This window comes from Streptomyces sp. LZ34, from assembly GCF_053890475.1.
Genome location: NZ_CM132680.1, coordinates 2,287,375 through 2,309,228, shown reverse-complemented (window position 1 = coordinate 2,309,228; position 21,854 = coordinate 2,287,375). Strand labels below are relative to the sequence as shown.

The 21,854-nt window shown below is 73.4% G+C and carries 14 protein-coding genes; 4 read left to right on the top strand and 10 right to left on the bottom strand.

What is annotated here, in order from left to right; all coding sequences use genetic code 11:
- Nucleotides 1-380 precede the first annotated feature (380 nt).
- Nucleotides 381-1,589: a PucR family transcriptional regulator gene (locus ACWY4P_RS08245; protein WP_456209568.1), complete on the top strand. Its 1,209-nt coding sequence runs from the start codon at nt 381-383 to the stop codon at nt 1,587-1,589.
- 85 nt (nt 1,590-1,674) lie between these two features.
- On the opposite strand, the gene ACWY4P_RS08240 is transcribed toward ACWY4P_RS08245, so the two are convergent.
- The 4 genes from ACWY4P_RS08240 to ACWY4P_RS08225 all read right to left on the bottom strand — a co-directional run bounded on the left by ACWY4P_RS08240 (nt 1,675) and on the right by ACWY4P_RS08225 (nt 5,998).
- Nucleotides 1,675-2,703 (bottom strand): RNA polymerase sigma factor, encoded by a 1,029-nt coding sequence (locus ACWY4P_RS08240; protein WP_456209566.1) that lies wholly within the window; start codon nt 2,701-2,703, stop codon nt 1,675-1,677.
- A complete protein-coding gene (locus ACWY4P_RS08235) occupies nt 2,703-4,238 on the bottom strand; it encodes a DUF1996 domain-containing protein (RefSeq protein WP_456209564.1) in 1,536 nt (511 codons plus the stop codon). The genes ACWY4P_RS08240 and ACWY4P_RS08235 overlap by 1 nt, the downstream gene beginning before the upstream one ends.
- Before the next feature lie 9 nt (nt 4,239-4,247).
- Complete coding sequence (locus tag ACWY4P_RS08230) at nt 4,248-4,895, bottom strand: DUF4142 domain-containing protein (protein ID WP_456209562.1); 648 nt, start codon at nt 4,893-4,895, stop codon at nt 4,248-4,250.
- Between the two features lie 218 nt (nt 4,896-5,113).
- Entirely contained in the window at nt 5,114-5,998 is an 885-nt protein-coding gene (locus tag ACWY4P_RS08225; RefSeq protein WP_456209560.1) for a lysozyme, read from the bottom strand.
- A 325-nt stretch (nt 5,999-6,323) separates the two neighbouring features.
- On the opposite strand from ACWY4P_RS08225, the gene ACWY4P_RS08220 reads away from it, so the two are divergent.
- The gene (locus tag ACWY4P_RS08220) at nt 6,324-6,914 is read left to right on the top strand and encodes a hypothetical protein (protein ID WP_456209559.1); all 591 of its coding nucleotides are present in this window, start codon (nt 6,324-6,326) and stop codon (nt 6,912-6,914) included.
- A gap of 217 nt (nt 6,915-7,131) precedes the next feature.
- Nucleotides 7,132-8,469 carry a phenylacetate--CoA ligase PaaK gene (gene paaK, locus ACWY4P_RS08215; RefSeq protein WP_456209558.1) on the top strand — a complete coding sequence of 446 codons (1,338 nt, stop codon included), beginning with the start codon at nt 7,132-7,134 and terminating at the stop codon, nt 8,467-8,469.
- A 30-nt stretch (nt 8,470-8,499) separates the two neighbouring features.
- On the opposite strand, the gene ACWY4P_RS08210 is transcribed toward paaK, so the two are convergent.
- The 3 genes from ACWY4P_RS08210 to ACWY4P_RS08200 form a co-directional block, all read right to left on the bottom strand.
- Nucleotides 8,500-10,293, bottom strand: coding sequence for an RNA polymerase sigma factor (locus ACWY4P_RS08210; RefSeq protein ID WP_456209556.1), 1,794 nt, complete (start codon nt 10,291-10,293; stop codon nt 8,500-8,502).
- 165 nt (nt 10,294-10,458) lie between these two features.
- Nucleotides 10,459-13,374, bottom strand: a complete 2,916-nt coding sequence (locus ACWY4P_RS08205; protein WP_456209554.1) for a SpoIIE family protein phosphatase — start codon at nt 13,372-13,374, stop codon at nt 10,459-10,461.
- 170 nt (nt 13,375-13,544) lie between these two features.
- Complete coding sequence (locus ACWY4P_RS08200; RefSeq protein WP_456209552.1) at nt 13,545-14,042, bottom strand: hypothetical protein; 498 nt, start codon at nt 14,040-14,042, stop codon at nt 13,545-13,547.
- An 88-nt stretch (nt 14,043-14,130) separates the two neighbouring features.
- Here ACWY4P_RS08200 and ACWY4P_RS08195 point away from each other — a divergent pair, with 88 nt between their 5' ends.
- Nucleotides 14,131-18,618, top strand: a complete 4,488-nt coding sequence (locus ACWY4P_RS08195) for an HAD-IC family P-type ATPase (protein ID WP_456209551.1) — start codon at nt 14,131-14,133, stop codon at nt 18,616-18,618.
- Nucleotides 18,619-18,646: 28 nt separating this feature from the next.
- Here the strand turns inward: ACWY4P_RS08195 and ACWY4P_RS08190 are convergent, their stop codons facing one another.
- The 3 genes from ACWY4P_RS08190 to ACWY4P_RS08180 all read right to left on the bottom strand — a co-directional run bounded on the left by ACWY4P_RS08190 (nt 18,647) and on the right by ACWY4P_RS08180 (nt 21,828).
- Nucleotides 18,647-20,023, bottom strand: a complete 1,377-nt coding sequence (locus ACWY4P_RS08190) for an FAD-binding oxidoreductase (RefSeq protein ID WP_456209550.1) — start codon at nt 20,021-20,023, stop codon at nt 18,647-18,649.
- A 75-nt stretch (nt 20,024-20,098) separates the two neighbouring features.
- On the bottom strand, nt 20,099-21,001 hold the full coding sequence (locus ACWY4P_RS08185) for an MBL fold metallo-hydrolase (protein ID WP_456209549.1): 903 nt from the start codon (nt 20,999-21,001) through the stop codon (nt 20,099-20,101).
- A 176-nt stretch (nt 21,002-21,177) separates the two neighbouring features.
- Entirely contained in the window at nt 21,178-21,828 is a 651-nt protein-coding gene (locus ACWY4P_RS08180) for a LysE family translocator (RefSeq protein WP_456209547.1), read from the bottom strand.
- Nucleotides 21,829-21,854: the final 26 nt, after the last annotated feature.

Genomic DNA, 21,854 nt, shown 5'->3' with positions numbered 1-21,854 from the left:
CCCGGAATCGGGGGAGTCGGCGGCTGGGGCATGGGCATCGAAAGCCTCCCGATCGCGCCTGATCGCGCGAGTGACGAGTACGTCAAGTCGTCTTTGGGTACGGCAGCATCTCCGAACTACACGTGATCTCCATAAGATTTGTCGTAATGTGACAACTTCTTGTGGACGACCACTGCCCACACCGTCTCGGGCTGCTCCACTGTCATTTCGATGGCAAAGACCCGGCAAAGCGCCGGGACCGGTAGGGGAGGGGCTCCTCCAAGATTCATCGGAGGACCCTCGACTCCCTTTTCCGGAGCGGACGACCGGCGACGGAGGCAACCTCCACGGGCCTGACCGACCCCCCAACGGCCAGGCCTCCCCCCGGCAAGAACGAGGTAATGATGGGCGAACTCGCGAACCGCATCTGGTCCCCCCGTCCCACCCGTGGCGAGCGGACCCGCGTCCTGCGCAATGAACTCCCGTCCCTGGCCGAAGAGGTGATTGAGACCCTTCGGCGCAGAATTCCGGGATTCGCCGACCTCTTGGAGGACACTGAGCGTGACAAGGTGCGATGGACAGTCGAACAGGCTCTCCTGACGGCACTCGGCTACCGGACCCCTGGCGAGGAGGCCACCGAGCAAGCGGTGGCCGACGGCGCCCGGGGCCGTGGCCCCCTGACCGAGGTACCGCCCGAGCGGGCCAGGCGCGACCTCTTCGAGGCCCTGGTCGGCGAGGTACCCGTATCCGAGCGTGGCCTGGCCGAACTGTCCCGGGCCGCCCGCTGGCCCCTGCCTGAAACGATCCAGGCCATCGCCCTGCCCACCCCGGGCGAGGCGCCGCAGCTGGCCGCGGTGTTCGGCGACACCCTCATCGGCGCCGTCGGCGACGAGCTGTGCCTGCTGATCCCCGACCCGGCCGCCGACACCGGCACCGGCACCGGCCCGGCAACCGGCCCGGACACCCCCCTGGCCGACCCGGGAGCCACCGCCGAGCCGGACCCCGACCGGGACCCCGGCACCGAGCCCGCCTCCGCGCGCGGTGCGCTGGAGGCCGCGCTGCGCGGCCGTACCGCCGCCGTCGGCCATGTCGTTCCGCTGAACGACGCGGCCTCCTCGGTGCGGTGGGCCCGGCGGCTGCTGACCATGACCCATGCGCGCAGCGGCCCCGAGGCCCGGATCCTCTTCGTGGACGACCACCTCTCGACGCTGCTGCTCCTCCAGGACGAGTCGCTGGTACGGGCGTTGGCCTCCCGATGGCTCAAGCCGCTGGCCGGGCTGACCCCCCGGCAGAGCGAGCGGTTGCAGATGACCCTGCTCGCCTGGCTCGAGGGCGGTGGCGCGCCCGAGGCCGCCAAGGCGCTCAAGGTGCATCCCCAGACCGTGCGCTACCGGCTGCGGCAGATCGAGAAGCTCTTCGGGCCGGGCCTGCGGGACCCGCGGATACGCTTCGAGCTGGAGATGGCGCTGCGTGGCCGCCGGCTGATGGCGCAGATGGACCGGATCCGGCGCCACTACTCCCGGGCGGTCACCCGCAGGGGCCGCGGAGCGCCGACCGGCCTGCGGCCCGTGGGCGGCATGGCGAGGGAGGCGCGCGTCAACGGACTGTGAGCGAGGGGCCATGAGCCCCACACATGGAACTGCCGGCCGCGATCCGCGGCCGGCAGTTCCATGTGTGCGCTCGTCGTCCGGGCGCTCAGCCCCGGGACCCCGCGGCTCCCGCGGACTCCGTGGCCCGAGTGGCGTCGGGCATGGCCGCGTTGAGGGCGAGCAACTCGTGGTACGCGTGCGAGCAGAGGCCGCACTCGGCGAGATGGCGCGCGAGACCACGGCCGCGTACGGTGCCACGCCGCACCAACGCGCCGATCATGGAGCCGAAGTGGCGGCAGCGGTCATTGTCCGCGGATGCAGACGCGGACACAGATGCGGATTGCACATGGGCGCGCAGATACGCCTCGCGCAGCCCCTCGCGGGCCCGGAAGGCCAAGGAGGTGAGACCGCTGGGGGACAGGCCCATCAGCGCGGCGACGCGATGCGGGGAGTCGTCCTCCACCAACGTGTGCCACAGCACGGTCCGCCACCGCGCGGGGAGGGTCCGGAAACTACTGATCAGCAGCCTGCGGTCCTCGTCGGCCAGCAGGCGCTGCTGGGGGTCCGCCTCGGTCGACTGCTGCCGCCAGCACTCGAAGTCCGCGGTGAGCAGCACCTGACGCTCGCCGGTGCTCCACTCGATCGCGGTGTGGCGGATGACGGTCAGCAGGTACGGGCGCCAGGGGCCGCGCGGGCCCCCGCCCGACCGGACGGCCTGGAAGGTACGAATGAACGCCTCGGACACGAGGTCCTCGGCGTCGTGGAGGGTGCGGCAACAGGTGCGGGCGTACGCGAGCGCCGCCTCGCGGTGGCGGCGGTAGAGGATCTCACCGGCCGTCGGGCTCGTGGTACCCGAACGGTACCCGTCCTTGAGCCGCCGGGTGAGTTCCTGGTCCGAGGGCGAAGGCTCGCGGCCTCGGGGCTCCGGCCCCGCCCGCGCGGGTAACCGCTCGGGCGACTGCTCGGGTAACCGCTCGGGATCGGACCCGGCCGGGCGGTCCGGGCGGTCCGGATGGTCCGGGTGTTCTGCGGCGGGATCGCCGGCGGCCGGGTCGTCCGCGGCCTCGTGCTGCGCCGGAACGCGGCGTGCGCCGACCGAAGACCGGTCGGCGCACGCCTGGCGTTGGTGGGGCATCAGCCGCACTTCCGGCCGCTGTTGATGCAGTCCACCGCCTCGTTCATCAGCTGGTCCGACATCACGTTGATGAAGTCGTCGTGGTCGGTGATGGGCTTGTGCAACTGCTCGGGGAAGCCGTCGACCGCGTAGGTCTCGCCCGCCGGGACCTCATAGGTGATCTTGTTCACCAGCTGGGGGATCGCCTGGAAGCCGTTGGCGCAGGAGCCGTCCTCCTGGGCGAAGGCCACGTGGTCACGGTGGTTGGCGCTGTCGATGTTCTTGCCGTCCCAGCAGCTCTGGAAGGCGAAGCTGCGCACCACGTCGCTGCCCTCCGGGCAGATCGGGTACTTGTCGGTCAGCTGACGGTCCTCGAAGCCGGTGCAGCTCCAGTGGGCGTTGGCGTTGGCCGTGCCGTTGGTGAAGGCCTTGGCGTCACCGGTGATGATCCGCAGGAAGCGGGGCATCGCGGTGACCTTGCCGACCGGGCTGCCCTTGAACTCGATCGTGGAGCTCTTGGGGGTGAGGATCCGGCCGACGTTCCCCTCGAGGCCACCGCCGAGCTGGTTGGCGTCCTTCTCCTGAGTGCCGTCCTGGACCCGGACCACCGGCCAGTAGTACGTGGACTGGTCGCCGTTGCTGCAGGTGGTCTCGCCCGCGGCCAGGCTGTCGTTGGTGGAGTTGGCGCTCGTGGTCTTGTTGCCCACGTAGTCGTGGGTGTGGTGGGCGCCGTTGCCCACACCGGGCGCCACGATCACGTTGTCGGAGTTGCGGATGCCCTCCTCGTTGACCCCGCACTCCGAGACGAAGCTGCCCTTGGACGCGCCGCCCTGGTTCTGCGGCTCCTTGACGTTGGGCTGCACCTTCGTGATGTCGACGAAGTCCTCCGGCGAGGGGCCGTTGCCCTGCTGTCCGCCGTTGCCGCCCTGGTTGTTGCCGCCCTGCTCGCCGCCACCTTGCTGGTTGCCGCCCTGCTGGTTGCCCTGCTGTCCGCCGTTGCCGCCCTGGTTGTTGCCGCCCTGCTGGCCACCGCCTTGCTGGTTGCCGCCCTGCTGGTTGCCCTGCTGTCCGCCACCCTGCTGGTTGCCACCCTGGCCGTTGCCACGGCCCTGCCCGGCGAAGTTGGTCTGCATCTTGCAGGCGCTCATCTGATCGAGGCCCGCGGGGCGTTGGGCGCTGCGGCCGATGGCGGTCCCGATGCGGTCCAAGGTGGCCGTGCGCTGCTGCTGGAGCGTGGTGAGCACGGAGTCCGTGCCCGCCTCCTTCTTCGCCATCCGCTGGTAGGCGTTGGCCACCTGGGAGTCGAGCTCGGCCAGGTTCTTGTCGACCTCTGCGCGTGCCTGGCGCGGGACGCTGCTGAGCTTCTGGCCCACGTCGGGGCAGTTGATCGTGCCCGACGTCGCCGACAGCGTCCGGTCCTGGCCGGAGTTCTTGTCGCCGCTCGCGGACGCGTTCGCCGCGATGATGGCGGCTCCACCGCCGCCGAGCGCCAGCGCGGCCACGATGGCCACGGTCTTGTTCGTGAAACGCCCGCGTTTATGGGTCTGTTGCGTCATGAGATCACTTCACTTTGTGTTGAGGGCCTCGAAGTCGACAAGCCCGGTGTCCTCAAGGACCGTGATGTGGTCGAGAACGACTGCGTTGGCCCTTGTCGCGAGGGACCTGACCATGGAGTTCTCGCTCTGCGCCCGTACCTGAGCCACCAGGCCGAAGACCTTCCCGTGCGCCGCGCGCAGCAGGTTGGCGAACAGGCGCTGGAACTCGGCCGGTGACGCGGCGCTGGTCATTTCGTTGAGCCAGCCCTGCTGTTGCTCGTTGGGCTGGGTGGGCAGGGGAATCCCGAGAGCCTGGCCCACCTCGTTGGATCGGCGGTCCAGCTCGGTGTGGCCCTCGATGAGGTGATCTCCCGCGGTCTTCACGGCGTCGGTGTTACCGCGCTCCTTCGCCATGCGTCCCGAGGGGAGCTCCCACAGGCCGGCGAGCTTGACCTTGCGGACGAAGTCCCTGTCGACCGCGGTGAGCGGTCCGTATTGCGTGCTGATGGTTCCTTTGCCGTCGTCGATGACCCCGCTTGGGAGCGCTGCGGCGCTGCTTTCGCCGAACAGGCTCACGGGGATGAGCAGTGCCGCGAGCGTCATGGCGAGCGCACCAATGATGAGCCCGGTCCCGATCGTGCGGCTGGAAGCAATGGATCTGCTGATGGCTGATCGCACAGCGCCCTCCTTGGTTCGGAGTGACACCGGACGCTAGTGCCTGGTGTGGGCCGGGAGTGGAGAGCTCATCACCAATGAATAAAGACCTGACAGCCATCTCTACTTGCTGGTACCCTGCCGAACTGTTTTGTGTCCCGCCCCCTGAGCTGGTGCTTTACGTCCGTTTTACCCGATCAGGGGGCGGGAGTTGCCCGGTCAGGGGGTGTCGGCCGCCGGGGTCACCCCTTGGCCAGGGCCTTCAGCCGGGCCAGGCTGCCGTTGAACTTGTTGTGGTCGCCCACCACCGGCCCGGAGGACGTGTACTGCCAGATGGTGTGGGTCCTCCAGCCGGCCGGCAGCGCCCCCGGTGTCGACGCGTAGCGCGCGAGCCACAGCGGGTTCTTCGCGCCGAACGCCGCGCTGTTGCCGGTGCAGGACTTCCACCAGCTGGTGGTCGTGTAGAGCACCGGATCACGCCCGGTGCGCTTCTTGACCCGGGCGCTGAAGTCCTTGATCCAGGTGACCATCTGGGCCTTGGTCTTGCCGTAGCAGGACCCGCCGTACGGGTTGTACTCGATGTCCAGCACGGGCGGGAGGGTCTTGCCGTCGGCGGACCAGCCGCCGCCGTTGCTCACGAAGTAGTCCGCCTGCGCGGTGCCGCTGGACTTGTTCGGCAGGGCGAAGTGGTACGCGCCGCGGATCATGCCCTTGTTGGCGGCGCCGTTGTACTGCGAGGCGAACTTGGGGTTCTTGTACGTCGTGCTCTCGGTGGCCTTGACGTAGGCGAACCGGACGTTCTTGTTCCAAAGCGACGTCCAGTTGACCGTGCCCTGGTGGTTGCTGACGTCGACCCCCTCCACCGTGGCGGCCGCCGTGGCCCGGGGTGTCGCCTTCGGGTCGCCGCCCTCGTGCTCGGCGACGGTCGAGCCCATCCAGTCCCGCTCCGGGTGCGCGGGGGCCTGGGTCCGCGCCGCGCCGGCCTCGGACCCCTCGGTGGTCGAGGCCATGGCGGGCACGAGCGAGGCCAGGGCGGCGGTGACCGCGAGGGCCAATCCGCCCATGGCGTAGGGCGAGCGCAGAGCGGGGCGTGACCTGTGGACGCCCTTACCGGTACGTGAAGACATTTGTTCCTCCGAACTCGGTGTCGCGTGGGGGGAAGTGCGGTGCGGCGAAGATACGCGCGTAGATCACGGGGGTGGAAGGGCAAATGCGACTCCCGTTGGTCTGCTCCGGCCCCAAACCCGGTCCTGCGGGCCCGAGTCGGACAAACTTCCCCGCGCCGCAAAATCAGCAAAGGCCACGGACCTGGCCAGGGGGTGTTCTGCCGCCGGACACTACGAAGCGGGCGCGTAAATCCCGATACCTCCCCCGCTCGCCCCGGGTTGGTTCCGCGGAAGCGCGGACGAATTCCGGGATCCGCTGAACGGCCCGCCCGCCGCGTACGTACCGGTGGACGTGAAGCCCGAGCACGCACCGCGAAGGTGCTTCCCGGAAGACGCCTCCCGTCCGGCCCCCGGCCGCGCCGCGGCGACCCCGCGCCCCCGGCCATGGGCCGCGCCGCGCCGCGCCCGTGTCGGCGCGGGCGCGGTGCTGCCGGCCGTCGCGGCCGTGGCGCTGCTGGCCGCCGGGTGCGGTTCGGACGCCGACACCGACAAGGCGTCGATCGGCGAGGGCGGAAAGGCCAAGCCGAGCGCGAGCGCCCCGGCCGCCCGTCCGGCCAGTGTCGAGAAGCTGGCCGGGACCATGGGCTGCAAGCCGGAGATCACCACGGACGTCGACGACTACCGTCAGGGGGTCTGTCATGTCGGCAAGAAGAAGAACTATGTCTTCCTCAGCTTTGTGACCGCCAAGGGGCAGCAGGACTGGCTGGGCTACGCGCAGATGTACGGCGGCAGCTTTCTGGTCGGCAACCGCTGGGTGGTCTCGGCGGATTCCATGCGCTCCCTGAAGGCCGCCCGGGACAAGCTCGGCGGCACCATCGAGAAGTCCACCGCGTACGAGTCCTCCCCGTCCGCCTCGAACCCGCCCCCCTCGGGCTGAGGCGACGGCCGGTCTCAGGCCCTCTCTCTGTCCCCTATATAGGGCCCGTACAGAGGGCCCGATACAAGGGGCTCTATATAGGGGACAGGGAGAGGGGGAACGGCGTCCCTTCCGCGCGCCTGCGCCACCCCTTGACAGGCCCGTCGGATGCTGGATTACTTGATCGCGTCGCACGGTATACCGAATGTTCGGTCGGTCCATGGGGTGGTGCCAAGGCATGACGGTGTCGACGCATACGACGGGTGGCGGGCGCCGGCTGGGATCCCCGCCGCCGGCCGAACTCCTCGACGCCGCCGAACGGATGGGACCCGAAGAGCTGCGCGAGACGCAGCTCGCCCGGCTGCGGACCACCCTCAGGCGGGTGTACGACCATGTCGAGCCGTACCGGGCGAAGTTCCGCGCGGCCGGCGTCGAGCCCGAGGACTGCCGCACCCTGGAGGACCTGGCCCGCTTCCCCCTCACCACCAAGGCCGATCTGCGCGACACCTACCCCTTCGGCCTGCTCGCCGTGGACCGCTCGCAGCTGCGCCGTGTCCACGCCTCCAGCGGCACCACCGGCCGCCCCACCGTCGTGGGCTACACCGCGAACGACCTGTCCATGTGGGCCGACGTGGTCGCCCGCTCGCTGCGCGCGGCCGGCGGGCGCCCCGGCCAGATGGTGCATGTCTCCTACGGGTACGGCCTGTTCACCGGCGGCCTCGGCGCCCACTACGGCGCCGAGCGCCTCGGCTGCGCCGTCGTCCCCGCCTCCGGCGGCATGACCGCCCGCCAGGTGCGGATCATCGAGGACTTCAGGCCCGAGGTCATCATGGTCACCCCCTCCTACATGCTCACCCTCCTCGACGAGTTCGAGCGCCAGGGCATCGACCCGCGCACCACCTCCCTCGAGGTCGGCGTCTTCGGCGCCGAGCCGTGGACGGAGGAGATGCGCCGGGAGATCGAGGAGCGCGCGGACCTCCACGCGGTGGACATCTACGGGCTGTCCGAGGTGATCGGCCCCGGGGTGGCCCAGGAGTGCGTGGAGACCAAGGACGGGCTGCATGTGTGGGAGGACCACTTCTACCCCGAGATCGTGGACCCGCTCACCGACGAGCCGGTGGCCGACGGCGAGGAGGGCGAGCTGGTCCTGACCTCCCTGACCAAGGAGGCCCTCCCCGTCATCCGCTACCGCACCCGCGATCTGACCCGGCTGCTGCCCGGCACGGCCCGGCCCGCGTTCCGCCGCATCCAGAAGATCACCGGCCGCTGCGACGACATGATCATCCTGCGCGGGGTGAACCTCTTCCCCAGCCAGATCGAGGAGATCGTGCTGCGCACCCCGGGTGTCGCCCCGCACTTCCAGCTGGTGCTGACCCGGCGCGGCCGGATGGACCAGCTCACCGTCCGGGCCGAGGCGCGCCCCGGCGCCACGCCCGAGGCGCGCGCGGCCGCCGAGCGGGCCATCGCCCAGGCGGTCAAGGACGGGGCGGGCCTGACCGTCGAGGTGGCGGTCGTCGAGCCGGAGTCGCTGGAGCGCTCCGTCGGAAAGCTCCGCCGGGTCAAGGACCTGCGCTGAGGTGGCCGTCGGCGGTGGTGGCGCATCAGATCAGCGCAGCTCGCCGCGGAGCGGCACGGTGAAGGGGTCGGCGGAGCGCGAGCGGGTCACGTACTGCGGGACCGGGGCGGCGTCGGTGCCGGTGTCCCGCACCAGCCCGTAGCGGATCGCCGCGTCCCCGGGCGGCTGCCGGATGTCCTGGAGGATCCCGGCCCGGTCCACGGCGGAGACGGTGAGGTTGTAGTCGGCCCAGTCCTCGTTGAGATGGAGCGTGACGCTGCCGTCGAGGTAGTAGTACTCGTTCTGCCACATCTGCTGGGCGCCCGCCGGCAGGGTGTCGAACCCCGTGGCGGCGCTGCCCATCCAGGTGTGCGGCCGGTCCGCGGCCCCCGGTATCTGGTCGTCCATGCGGCGTCCCCCGCCGGAGGCCACATGGAACAGCCGCCCGCTCAGCCCGGTCCAGCTGGGCATCCGCAGCCGGCCGGACCGCTCGGCGGGCACCAGCTGCCAGCGGACCAGGACATAGCCCTGCCCGGTCAGCGTCACGTACTGGGCGTTGTTGACCATCACATACCTGCCGGGCCCCGGCTGCTCATAGCTCCCCGACCCGGTGATCGGACGCCCCTCGGGCCGCACCGGCAGCGGACCGGGGCGGGCGGTGGCCGCCGGGGCCGCGTCGGCCTTGTCGACCACCGTGCCGTACAGCGAGCGCGGGACCGCCGAGGCGGAGGCGGACCGGGAGGACTTCGGCTTGCGCGACGGCGGCCGGGAGACAGCCTCGCCCACCTCCCCGGTCGGCGCCGCCGACGACGCCTTGGGCGCGGCGGGTGCGGTGGACGCCGCGGCGGACGGCGGACGCCCGTGGTCCGGGGCGGAGCCGGGCCCGGCCTGGACGTACAGAGCGGCACCGGCGACCGCCAGACCGCCCGCTGCGACCACCGCCACCACCGGCTTCGCCGTGGCCTGCGCCAGGATCTGGGCCAGTTTGCCCCCGGCCGTCTGCGATGCCGCGGCGGCGCCCGCGGCCGCCACCGCGGACGACCCCGAGACCAGCTGCCCCAGCGCGTACGCGGCCAGCCCCGCCGGCAGCGGCACCAGGGCCATGCCGACCAACAGCCCCTCGGCGGGCACCAGATCGGCCGCGGCGAACCCGCACTCCGGGCACTGCCCGACATGCCGGGCCAGGCGCTTGCGCCACAGCACGGACGGTCTGCCGTCCCACGTCTTCACCAGCGCCGACAGCTCGGGGCAGCGCGGCGACGCGCGCAGCGCCCGCACCACACCCCGGGCGGTGTCCAGACGGCTCTTGACCCGCTGGACCCGCACCGCGGCGTGTTTCGGGGCGAGTTCGCAGGCCGCCGCGAGCTCGGCGCGGGTCAGCTCGCCCGCGGTCTCCAGCCACCACAGCGACAGCACCTCCCGCTCGTCCCGCTCCAGCCAGTGGGTCGCCTCCACGACCTCCCGCCGCTGCCCGGACAGCCCGAGCCGCAACACGGTCAGCTCGGCGAAGTCCGCACCGGGATCGGCCACCTCGGCCGCCTCCTCCAGATGCCCGGCCCGCGCCCCCGCCTGCCGGTCGCGCCAGCGCTGGCGCACCTGGGTCAGGGCTATCGCCACCAGCCAGGAGCGGAAGCGCTGCGGGTCGGCCAGGCCCCCGAGCCCCGTCACCGCCCGCAGCATCGTCTCCTGCACCACGTCATCGACGTCCGCATGGCCGTCCAGGGCCCGGCCCACGACGTTGTAGACCAGCGGCAGATACTCCTCCAGCAGCTCCGCCAGCGCTCGCTGGTCCCCGGCCCGCGCCGCCGCGACCACCGCGGCGTCCGACTGCTCCTTGGTGCGCACGCGCCACCTCGCTCTCTCCCGATCAGGGCCCCATTACGGCCGACCACCCCGGTCATGTCGGGGCGCCCCCCACAGGAGACGGAGCCGCGCGGTCTGGATAACACAAATCCCGGAAACCGGTTGCCCCCCGGAACCCGGGGCGGTCCGTCGGGGCAGGGAAGAGCGTCACCGCCGCGGTGCCGGCTCCGGGTGACGCCGGGGCAGTGGCTGCTCGGTCCAGATCACCTTGCCGTGCTCGGTGTAGCGGGTGCCCCAGCGCTGGGCGAGCTGGGCGACCAGGAACAGCCCGCGGCCGCCCTCGTCGGTGGTGCGGGCCCGGCGCAGCCGCGGGGAGGTGCTGCTGCCGTCGGCCATCTCGCAGATGAGCGCGCGCTCGCGCAGCAGCCGCAGCTGGAGCGGCTCGTGGCCGTACCGGATGGCGTTGGTGACCAGCTCGCTGACGATCAGCTCGGTGGTGAACGCCGGCTCCTCCAGACCCCACTCGGTCAGCCGCGCGACGACCTCCCGGCGCGCCCGGGACACCTCGGCCGGATCCGCGGGCAGGTCCCAGACGGCGACCTGGTCCTCGCCCAGGGCCCGGGTGCGGGCCACGAGCAGCACCACATCGTCCACGGGACGGTCCGGAAGCAGGGACTCCAGGGCGGCGCAGGCCTGGTCCGGCGTACGGCCCGGGCGGGCCAGGGCGGCGCGCAGCCGCTCGAGGCCGACCTCCGCGTCGCGGCCGCCGCCGGTGAGCAGGCCATCGGTGTAGAGCACCAGCAGGCTGCCCTCGGGGACCTCGAAGTCGGCGGTCTCGAACGGCAGGCCGCCCACGCCGAGCGGCGGCCCCGGGGGCACGTCGGGGAACTCCACGGTGCCGTCGGGCAGGACCAGGACGGGCGGCGGGTGTCCGGCCCGGGCGGCGGTGCAGTGGCGGCTCACCGGGTCGTAGACGGCGTACAGACAGCCGGAGCCGACGATGCCCGGCTCGCGCTCGCCGCCCGGCTCGGGCCCGGTGTCCGTCGGGTGCGCGTCCGTGCCCGCCGGGCCGCCGTCCAACGCGTCCGGGCCCATCGCGTCCGGGTCGAGGCGGCAGACCAGATCGTCGAGTTGGGTGAGGACCTCGTCGACCGCCAGATCCAGCGCCGAGAAGTTGTGGACGGCCGTGCGCAGCCTGCCCATGGTCGCCGTCGCGTGCAGCCCGTGCCCGACCACGTCGCCGACCGCCAGGGCCACCCGGGAGCCGGACAGCGGAATCACATCGAACCAGTCGCCCCCGACCCAGGTCGTGGCGGGCCGATAGCGGTGGGCGGCCTCCACGGCGTGCTGCGCGGGCAGCCCGCGGGGGAGCAGGCTGCGCTGCAGCGCCAGCGCGGTCGCGTGCTCGCGGGTGAAGCGCCGCGCGTTGTCGATGCACACGGCGGCGCGGCTGACCAGGTCCTCGGCCAAGGACAGATCGTCCTCCTCGAAGGGCTGCTTGAGCGCGGAGCGGTAGAAGGAGGCCACGCCCAGGACGACGCCCCGGGCCCGCATCGGCACCGCGATCAGCGAGTGGATCCCCGCCCGCAGCACCTGCCCGCCGCGGGCCGGGTTGTTGGCCAGCCAGCCGTACGCCTCGTTCAGATACGGCTCGAGTACGGGCTCGCCGGTGGCGAGCGCGCGGGCGTGCGGCGTGGCGGGGGCGTAGCTGATCGACTCGCCCACCGGGTACAGGCGGGACGCCGCGCGCACCCCCGCCATCGCCACCCGCAGCAGCGGGCCGTCGGTCCGTAGCGGCTCCTCGCCGCGCAGCACGCAGTCGGGCAGGTCCACGGCGACGTAGTCGGCGAACCGCGGCGCGGCCACCTCGGTCAGCTCCTCGGCGGTGCGGGTGACGTCCAAGGTGGTGCCGACGGTCACGCCCGCCTCGCACAGCAGCCCCAGCCGCTCCCGGGCCAGCAGCGCCAGGCGGCTGACGCCGGGCTCCCCGACGGCCAGCGGACTGCCCCGCGCCCACACATCGGAGGAGGCCATGAGGGGAGGCTCCGGGGGAGGGGCCTGGGGAGGGACGGAGCCGGGGCGGCCCGACGCGGCCGGCGGGGTGGGGCCGTCGGCGGCCGGGAACGCGGGAAGCGCGAGGCTCTCCGGGGTGAGCGGCGGGCGGGACATCGGGCTTCCGCCCGCGAGGACGGGCCTTTCGCCCGCGAGGACACGAGGGTCGGGGGAGTCCGTACGGTCCTCGGGGGCACAGCGGTACCGCCGGCCGCCGGGCAGCACGGCCTCGACGAGGAAGCCGGTCGCGCCGGTGGGGATGCGGGTCTCGTGGCACCAGAGCGTGACGCCGCGCCCCTCGGGGAGCCGCGTCTCCACGACACAGGCGCGGCCGCCGGCGATGAGCTGCATGGCCAGCTCCTCAAGCACCAGCTGATCCCGCCGGTCGAGGGCGTCGGCGGCCTCCCGGGAGCGGCCGGCGGCGAAAGCGGCGAGCAGGGCCCGCTCGCGGGCGGTGATGCGGTCGAGCAGCCGCTGCTCCACATCGACCGCCGCCTGGTGGACCAGGCCCAGCATCGAGACGTCGGCGTGGCGGTGGTCGCAGGTCAGGTCCAGCGCGCCGAGGACGCGCCCGCTCAAGGGGTCACGGATGGGGGCGGCGGCGCAGGCGAACTGTCGCATGATGTCGGCGAAGTGCTCCCGGCCGCACACGAAGGCGGGCTGCCGGGCCGCGAGCGCGGTGCCCATGCCGTTGGTGCCGGTGAGCTCCTCGGAGAAGCCGAAGCCGGGGGCGAGGTTCAGGGAGTCCAGGAAGCGGTTGAGCGAGTGCTCACCGACCCGGCGCTCCAGCACCCGGGCGCCCTGGTCGCACAGGACCGCGCTCACCCGGATGCCGGACACCTGGGACTCGAGCCGGTCCAGCACCGGCCGGGCGGCCTCGGCGAGGCTGCCGCCGAGGTCCAGCTCCGTGTGGTACAGCACGTCCACGTGGTCGGCGGCGATGCCCAGCGACCGGCAGCGCTCCCAGGAGCTGAGGATCGGCGGACGCACGGCGCGCCTGACCCCTCTGCCCGCCAGAAAGCGGTCGTGGGCATCGGTGAGGACGGCGGTGTCGTCCCAGCTGACCGGCACTTCATCACTTCCCCGAGGAAGGCTCCCTCTTTCGGGATTCAAGTTTCACCCCAAAGAAGGACATATGCCAGCAGGGGAGCGAGCGGTATGCGGGGTGACCCCTCCGCGCCCGACGGGCCGGGGCCCGGACGGCGCCGGCCCGTCGGGCGGAGCGCCCGAACAGGTGCCTTTCAGGCCGCTTGGGCGAGGGTCCGGCGGCCGGTGGACGGGGGCGCCATGACGCCGCCGCGGCGCAGCACGGCGTAGCCGATGCCGATGCCCACGGCCACCGGCCACTCGAGCGCGTCCGCGACGCCCAGGACGCCCAGGCCCACGTACAGCGGCAGGCCACCCTTGGCGGGCAGCCACCGGCGGGCCACCGCCACCGGCAGCAGCGCCGCGTCCATCAGGCCGCCCGCCACGCTCCCCATCGTGGGGACGGTGACGGTGAAGGACCGCTTGTCGCCGTCCGCCCTGGCCTTGGCCGGCCTCCCGGCCTTCGTCACGGCCTTGGTGCTCTTCGCGGCGGTGCCGGTTGTGCTCTTCGCGGCGGCCGTCGTCTTCCGCCGCCCCGTCGTCTTCCGCTCGGCCGTCGTCTTCCGCTCGGCCGTCGTCTTCTGCCGGGCCGCTGTCTTCGTCTTGTCCGAGGACCCGCGCTTGCGGGTGGTGGGAGTACTCACAGATCTCACGTCCACACATGGTTGACGTTGCGGTAATTCCTCACTTTTCAGGGTAATCGGGATTTACTTCGTGCAGGGAGGTAGGGAGGTCGCGTCGATGTCACAGGCACCACGGTCGGAGCAGCCAGACCGGTCAGAGCAGCCGGAGCAGGCGGAGCAGCAGGAACGATCAGGGCGGTCGGGACCGCGCATCCCGGCGCCCCCGCTGCTGGGACCCCTCACCGGCGGGGTGACCGCCGGCCTGCGCGGCGCGGCCGGACTGGTCGGACGGCTGGCCAGCCTGCCGCGGCGCGGAGTGTGGTCCCACCCCGGGCGCTGCTACATCGAGGTCCGCGGGGTGCACGGCATCGGGGGCGAGCGGGTGGGCCGCCGCGTGGAGACGGCGCTCGAATCGCACCCCGGTGTCCGGTGGGCGCGGGTCAACGCGCCCACCGAGCGCGTCGTGGTGTCGCTCGTCTCCCCGCCGCCGCGCGAGTCCGAGCTGGTCGCCCTGGTCGAGCAGGCCGAAGCGCACAGAGCCGCCACCGAGGCCGAGGAGTTCGACGAGTGGTGCCCGGAGCCGCACCACCCCTCCGAAGGGGCCAGCACCCCCGAGTCCGTCTCCGCGCTGACCGCGGACGCCGTGGGCCTGAGCCTGTCCACCGCGCTGCGCCTGGCCCCCTGGCTCAAACTGCCCACCGAGGTGGGCGCGCTGGCCTCCCTGCTCCAGCACCACCCGCGGGTACGCCGGCTGGCCGCGGCGATCGGCGGCGCGGAGCGGGCCGACTCGGCCCTGACCGCGGTGAGCGCGCTCGCCCAGGGCGTGGCCACCCGCGGCGGAGGGCTCGCGCTCGACACGGTCGAGCGCATAGCCCAGTGGCGGGAGGCCGACGCGGAGAGCCAGGCCTGGGAGGCGGCCGAGCCGCATCTGGTGCACGGCCCGCGGGACGTGGCGGCCGAGCCGATCATCGTCGAGCGGCCCGGAACGCCCCCGAGGGACGCGACCACGCGCTACGCGGAGCGGTCCATGCGGGCCGGGGTCCTCGCCGGCGCCCTCGCCGTGCCGTTCGGCGGCCCGCGCCGCGGCCTCGCCGTGGCGCTGGCCTCCGTACCGAAGGCGCCGGGGGCCGGCCGGGAGGGCTTCGCGACCAGCCTCGGCCGCTTTCTCGCGCTGCGCGGCGTGGTGGCCATGGACCGCGGAGCGCTGCGGCGGCTGGGCCAGGTCGACACGGTGGTGCTGGACGAGGAGGCGCTGCGAAGCGACCGGTACGAGCCCATCGACGTGGACGTGCTCGGCGGGGCCGAGGCCCCGCTGATCGCCGAGCGGCTCTTCGACCTCTTCGACCCCGACGGCCCCCTGGAGGTCCGCCGGAACGGCCAGGGCTGGGCGCTGGGGCCGCTGGACCGGCTCGACCTGACGGGCCGTACGGGCAGCCAGGCCGCCACCCGTCTGCGCCGCAAGGGCAGCGAGCGCGTCCTCGGCCTGGCCAAGGGACGCCGCCTCCAGGCCGTGGTGGGGCTGGCCGCGCAGACCGTCCCGGGCGCCGAGGCCGTGGCGGCCGCCGCCCGCCGGGCGGGCGCTCGCGTCGTCCTGGCCACCGACCGCCCGCACCCGGCGTTCGCCTTCGCCGACGCGGTGGTGCCCGCCGGAGGACGCCTGGTGGCCTCGGTGCGCGCCCTCCAGGCCGACGGCGCCGTGCTCCTGCTGCTCTCGGGCAACCGCCGGGCGCTGGGCGCCGCCGACTGCGGCATCGGCACCCACCGCGACGGCGAGCCCCCGGCCTGGGGAGCGCATCTGCTGGTCGGCGCGGACCTGGAGTCGGCCGGGGTGATCGTGGACGCCGTGGGGGTGGCCGCCCGGGTCGACCGGGACAGCGCCGTACTCGCGGCCGGCGGCAGCGGCGTCGGCGCCGTCGCCGCGCTCAAGGCCCGGCGCCGACAGGCCGCCGCGCGCTCCACCGGCGCCAGCAACGCCGCCGGGACCATCGCCTTCTGCATGGGCAACTGGCGCGCCCGGCAGCTGATAGCGCGCCCCCTGGCACCGCCGGTGACCTCCTTCCCCTGGCATCTGATGCCCGGCCCGCGCGTACTGGAACGCCTGGGCACCCGGTCCGAAGGACTCGCCCCGGCCGAGGCCGCCGCCCGCGCCCGCGCCCCCGGCGCGCCGCGCACCGGCGAGCCGCCCGGCACCAGCCTGCCCGCGGCGTTCATCGAGGAGCTGGCCAACCCCCTCACCCCGGTGCTCGCCGCCGGGGCCGCGCTGGCCGCGGCCGTGGGATCGCGCACCGACGCCGCCCTGGTGGCCGCCATCACCGGGACCTCCGCGCTGGTCGGCGGGGTCCAGCGGGTCAGGACCGAGCACGCCCTGGCGGAGCTGTTCGCCCGCTCGGCCATCGGCGCGCGGGTACGCCGCGGCGGCACCGAGCGGCTGGTCGCCGCCGGTGACCTGGTGCCCGGCGACCTCGTCGTGCTGCGCCCCGAGGACGTGGTGCCCGCCGACTGCCGGCTGCTGGAGACCGAGGGCCTCGAGGTCGACGAGTCCTCGCTGACCGGCGAGTCCCTCCCGGTGCCCAAGGACCCGGCGCCGGTGGTCGCCGCGGACATCACCGGGCGCCGCTCGATGCTCTACGAGGGCACCACCGTCTCCGCCGGGCGGGCGGTGGCCGTCGTGGTGGCCACCGGCACCTCCACCGAGGTCGGCCGCAGCCTGGCCACCGCGCGCCAGGCCGCGCCCGTCACCGGGGTGGAGGCCCGGCTGACCAAACTCACCCGGGCCAGCCTGCCCATCGCCCTCGGCTCCGCGTCCGCGGTGTCCGTGGCCGGGATGCTGCACGGCCGCAAGCTGGCCGACACGCTCGCCCAGTCGGTGAACCTCGCCGTCGCCTCCGTACCCGAAGGGCTGCCCTTCCTGGTCAACGCGGCCCAGCTCGCCGCCGCCCGCCGCCTGGCCGACCTCGGCGCCCTGGTCCGCAACCCCCGCACCATCGAGGCGCTCGGCCGCGCCGACGTCCTGTGCTTCGACAAGACCGGCACCCTCACCGAGGGCAACCTCCAACTCGCGGCCGTCAGCGACGGAGAGGACGAACTGCCCGCCGACCGGCTCGACAACCCGCGCAAGGCGGTGCTCGCCGCCGCGCTGCGCGCCACCCCGCCGGCCCGGCAGGCGGAGCCCATGGCCCACCAGACCGACCGTGCGGTGATGGCCGGAGCCCGCCGCGCCGGCGCCGCCGTACGACACGGCGCCCCCCGCTGGCGGCGCACCGACGCACTGCCCTTTGAACCGTCCCGGGCCTACCACGCCACCGCCGGGCGCACCTCGCGCGGCGCGCTGCTGAGCGTGAAGGGCGCACCGGAGAACGTGCTGCGCCGCTGCACCCGCCGGCGGACCCGGGACGCGCAGACCCCGCTGGACACCGCCGCCGCCCAGGAACTCACCGACCGCGCCGAGGAGCTCGCCGGGGCGGGCCGCCGGGTCCTGGCCGTGGCCGAACGCCCCATGGCCGAGGACGAGGAGCTCACCGACGAGGCCGTACGCGACCTGGTCTTCCTCGGGTTCATCGCGCTGGCCGACCCGGTCCGCACGAGCGCCGCCCCCGCCACCAGGCGGCTGCACGAGGCGGGCGTGCACACGGTGATGCTCACCGGCGACCACCCGGCCACCGCGGACGCCATCGCCGCGACCGTCAGCGACGTCCCAGAACCGAAGGTGTGCACGGGGCCCGAGCTGGACGAGCTCGACGACGCCAGACTCGACGAACTGCTGCCCACCGTCGACGTGATCGCCCGGTGCAGCCCGCACCACAAGGTCCGCATCGTCCAGGCGTACCAGCGCCTCGGGCGGGTCGTGGCGATGACCGGCGACGGGGCCAACGACGCCCCCGCCATCCGCCTCGCGGACGTCGGGATCGCCCTGGGCCGACGCGGGACACCCGCCGCGACCGCCGCCGCGGACCTGGTCGTCGGCGACGACCGACTGGAGACCATCGTCTCGGCGCTCATGGAGGGGCGGGCCATGTGGGCCTCCGTGCGGGCCGCGCTCGCCATCCTCATCGGCGGCAACCTGGGAGAGGTCACCTTCAGCGTGGTCACCGCCTCGCTCACCGGCGGCACACCGCTGAGCGCCCGGCAGATCATGCTGGTCAACCTGTTGACCGACCTCGCGCCCGCGCTCGCCATCGCGGTGCGCGAGCCGACCGGCCACACCGGTGAGCGGCTGCTGCGCGAAGGCCCGCACCGCTCCCTCGGCACCGCCCTGACCAAGGAGATGCTGCTCCGCGGCGTCATCACCGCCCTCGGCGCGGGCATGGCCTGGTCCGGCGCCCGGCTCACCGGCCGCGGCCGCCGCGCGAGCACGGTCGCGCTCGTCGCCCTGGTCGGCACCCAGCTCGCCCAGACCCTGGCCACCGGCGGACTGGACCGGCACGTCCTGATCGCGGGATTCGGCTCCGCGGCGGTCCTCGCGGGCATCGTCCAGACGCCGGGCGTCAGCCAGTTCTTCGGCTGCACCCCGCTGGGCCCGGTGGCGTGGGGCATCACCATGGGCTCCATCGTCACGGCCACCCTGGTCGGCTCGGCACTGTTGCTGGTGCGCGGCATGGCGGACTAGGCCGTCCGAGTCGCTGCGGGAACCGGCCTCAAAGGTACGTGTGGAAGACGCCGTCGGGGTCGTACCGCGCCCGCACCTCCCGCAGCCGCCGCCAGCCGTCCGGTGTGTAGGACCGCTCGGCGCGGGCGGGGGCGGCGGTGAGGTCGGCCTCGCCGATGTAGTGCCCGGTGCCCAGTGGCTCCACCCGGCCCATCGCCTCCCGCAGCCACCGGACGTTGGCCTCGTCCCGGCCCGGGCCGTCCCAGACCGCGTACGGCACGACGTACGACCTGCCGAGCACCGAGAACGCCATGTCGGCCGGCAGCCGCTCGTCCCGGGAGGCGGGCCGGAAGGGCGCCAGGACGAGCGACTTGTCGGAGGGCGCGGCGGCGATGGCCTCGGCGAGCGGGGCCAGCAGCGTCCCCAGGTCCTCGTCGGACCACAAAGTGTCCACCGCGAAGCGGTATCTCGTCGGCCTGGCAGACCAGGCGGACGAGGAACCGCCGCACAGGGCCTCGAAGGAGGCCGGCTCGCTCTCGCCGCGGAACACCGCGTGTTCCACGGCGGGGCAGCTCCGCAGGGGCTCGGTGCGGCGGACGGCCTCCCGCCACGAGTCGGCGAACGCGGTGGCGGTGACGGTGATCACCGGGGGCCTGGGCGGGGTGGGCCACATGTCCGGGCCGGCCGTCGCGAGTTGGAGGGTCAGCTCCACCTCGGCGGGGAGCCGGTCCGAGACCCCGGTGATCTGCCGCGCCACCTCTTCGACGTCGGCGAGGGGGAGAGCGTAGGTGGTCGTCGCGGCGGCCGCGGGCAGGGGGTGCAGGGCGAGGTCGAATCCGGTGGCGGCGGCGCAGAAACCGGGCCCCGCGCCCCGCGCCGCCCAGAACAGGTCCGCGTTCTCCCGCGCGTCGCACCTGATCACCTCGCCGTCCGCGGTGACCGCCTCGACGCGCCGGACGCCCGCGCAGGCCGGGCCCCAGGCCCCGGAGTTCCAGCCGAGGCCGCCGCTGAGCAGGTATCCGCCCATCGCCACCGACTCGCAGTGCCCCACGGCATACGCCAGTTGGTAGCGCGCCAGCCGCGCGGCCAGCTCCCCGCCCGTCACCCCCGGCTGCACACGGGCCGTCCGGGACGCCGGGTCGATCGCGTACCGGCGCAGTCCCGAGAGGTCGATGAGCATCCCGCCCTCGTGCAGCGGCGAGCCGCACCAGCTGTGTCCGCCGGCCCGTACGGCGATCCGCATGCCGCCGGAGCGGGCCAGCAGCACCGCTTCGGGAACGTCCCGCTCGGAGGCGGCCACCACGATCACATCCGGGGACCGGGCCGGTGTCAGCTCGTTCCACACCATGCTCGCCCGGAGCTTCTCAAAGCCGGGGTCGCCCCGCCGGACGACCGCCCCCTCGATGGCCCGCGCGTATCTGCCCATACCGCCCTCCTCGCGCCTGGCGCCACGGCAGAGGACTTGGTTTCTCCCAGCCTACGGGGGTGGCCGGCCGGCCGCTCACCAGCGGACGGCCGAGAAGTCGACCGGCCGGGGCCTCAGCGCCCGCACCCGGTCCGTCAGCCCCGCCAGGCGACGGGCCGTCTCCGCGGCGGGCAGCCGCTTGCGGTCTCCATGGCCGGGCAGTAGCCACTCGAAGCGCAGACGCGGGGCCGAGCGGGCCAGGGACGCGGCCAGCTCCTCGATGGAATACCAGGTCACGCTCTCCACGACCTCGATGTCCGCCGTGGTGCGCGACCAGTAGAGGCTGTCGCCGCTGAAGCAGTACCGCTCGTCCGCCACATAGAGCACGCTGCCCTCGGTGTGCCCGGGGAGCGGATGGGCGACCACGCCGTCGGCGACCTCGACCGGCTCGGTGCCCCGCAGCACGCGGTCGGCGTCCGGGGCCGCGGCCAGGTCGCCCTCGTGGATCAACAGCCGGGCGCCGAAGCGGTCCGCCCAGCGGCGGCCGTGCGCGGCGTGGTCGCGGTGAGTGAGCAGCACATCGGCCACCGGGCCGAGCGCCTCGTACCGCTCCGCCAGCGCCTCGCTCCAGCGCGGTGTGTCGACCATGACGTTTCCCGACGGGCGGCGCAGCAGGTAGGAGTTGGCCGCGGCGGTGTGCGTCGAGTTGTGTCCGCACAGCCAGACGGAGTCGTCCAGGGCCAGCGGAAACGGGTCGAGCGCCGGGTCGAGCCGCCGCCCGGCCGGGGGGCGGATCGACCGGGTGTGGCAGGCGTACGCGGCGGTGTGCAGCAGCGCGGTCTCGGCCTCGTCGCGCGGCTGGCGCAGCACCCGCGAGCGGCCGTCGGCCTCACCGATCAGCCCTGGGGCGAGTTGCCGCGCCACATCGCAGTTCGTACAGCGGTCGTCCACGTACCAGCCGCCCTGTCCGGGGTCCGGCCGTGCCGTGTCGTCGCTCATCGTCCCAGGTCCTTCCGTCTGTGCCGGTCACGGCCGGTGCTCGGCCGCTCACCTCATGGATATCCCGGGCGCGGCGCATAAAAGAAGGGGGGCCGGGCCTTGTTGTTTTCCGGGGAGGGGACTCTGCGCGACCGCGGCACACGGGGAAGATTTTTGGTGATTTGTCGTTTTGTCGCTCAGCGGCTGTCGAGCGCCAGCCGGACCGCGAGCCCGCCGAAGACCACGGCCGACGCCCGCTCCAGCCGGCGGCGGAAGGAGGGCCGGCTGAGAAGCTTGTCGGCCAGGCTTCCGGCGGCCAGCCCGACCGTGGCGTCCACCGGCAGCCCGACCATGATGAACAGCCCGCCGAGGGTCAGCAGCTGTAGCCACACCGGCCACGCCGAATCGCCCACGGTGAGGAACTGCGGCAGAAACGCCAGGTAGAAGAGGATGACCTTGGGGTTGGCCACATTGGTGAGCGTCGCCATCAGATAGAGCTTGCGCAGCGGCCGCCGGGGCGCGGTGGCCGCTGCGGGACCCTGGTCGGCCTCGCCGGGCGTACGGCGGCCCGCCCGCCAGGAGGTGACGGCGAGGTAGATCAGGAACACCGCGCCGGCCAGCCGCACCACCTCCAGCGCCTCCGGGGCCGCCCGGAACAGCGCGCTCAGGCCGAGCGCCGCGGCGAGCGTGTGCACGGCCAGACCGGTCGACATGCCGAGGGCGGCCACCAGCCCGGCGCGGCGGCCTCCGGCCGTGGCGTTGGCCACGATGAAGAGCATGTCCGGGCCGGGGGCGACGCTGAGCAGGAAGGCGGCCACCACGAAGGCGGCGATGAGGGAGAGATCCATGCGGCGAGTATCACCGCGGCGGTGAG

Coding starts and splice junctions, on each gene's coding strand:
- ACWY4P_RS08245 (WP_456209568.1), top strand. CDS start 381: ATGATGGGCGAACTCGCGAACCGCATCTGGTCCCCCCGTCCCACCCGT.
- ACWY4P_RS08240 (WP_456209566.1), bottom strand. CDS start 2,703: ATGCCCCACCAACGCCAGGCGTGCGCCGACCGGTCTTCGGTCGGCGCA.
- ACWY4P_RS08235 (WP_456209564.1), bottom strand. CDS start 4,238: ATGACGCAACAGACCCATAAACGCGGGCGTTTCACGAACAAGACCGTG.
- ACWY4P_RS08225 (WP_456209560.1), bottom strand. CDS start 5,998: ATGTCTTCACGTACCGGTAAGGGCGTCCACAGGTCACGCCCCGCTCTG.
- paaK (WP_456209558.1), top strand. CDS start 7,132: ATGACGGTGTCGACGCATACGACGGGTGGCGGGCGCCGGCTGGGATCC.
- ACWY4P_RS08195 (WP_456209551.1), top strand. CDS start 14,131: ATGTCACAGGCACCACGGTCGGAGCAGCCAGACCGGTCAGAGCAGCCG.
- ACWY4P_RS08190 (WP_456209550.1), bottom strand. CDS start 20,023: ATGGGCAGATACGCGCGGGCCATCGAGGGGGCGGTCGTCCGGCGGGGC.
- ACWY4P_RS08185 (WP_456209549.1), bottom strand. CDS start 21,001: ATGAGCGACGACACGGCACGGCCGGACCCCGGACAGGGCGGCTGGTAC.
- ACWY4P_RS08180 (WP_456209547.1), bottom strand. CDS start 21,828: ATGGATCTCTCCCTCATCGCCGCCTTCGTGGTGGCCGCCTTCCTGCTC.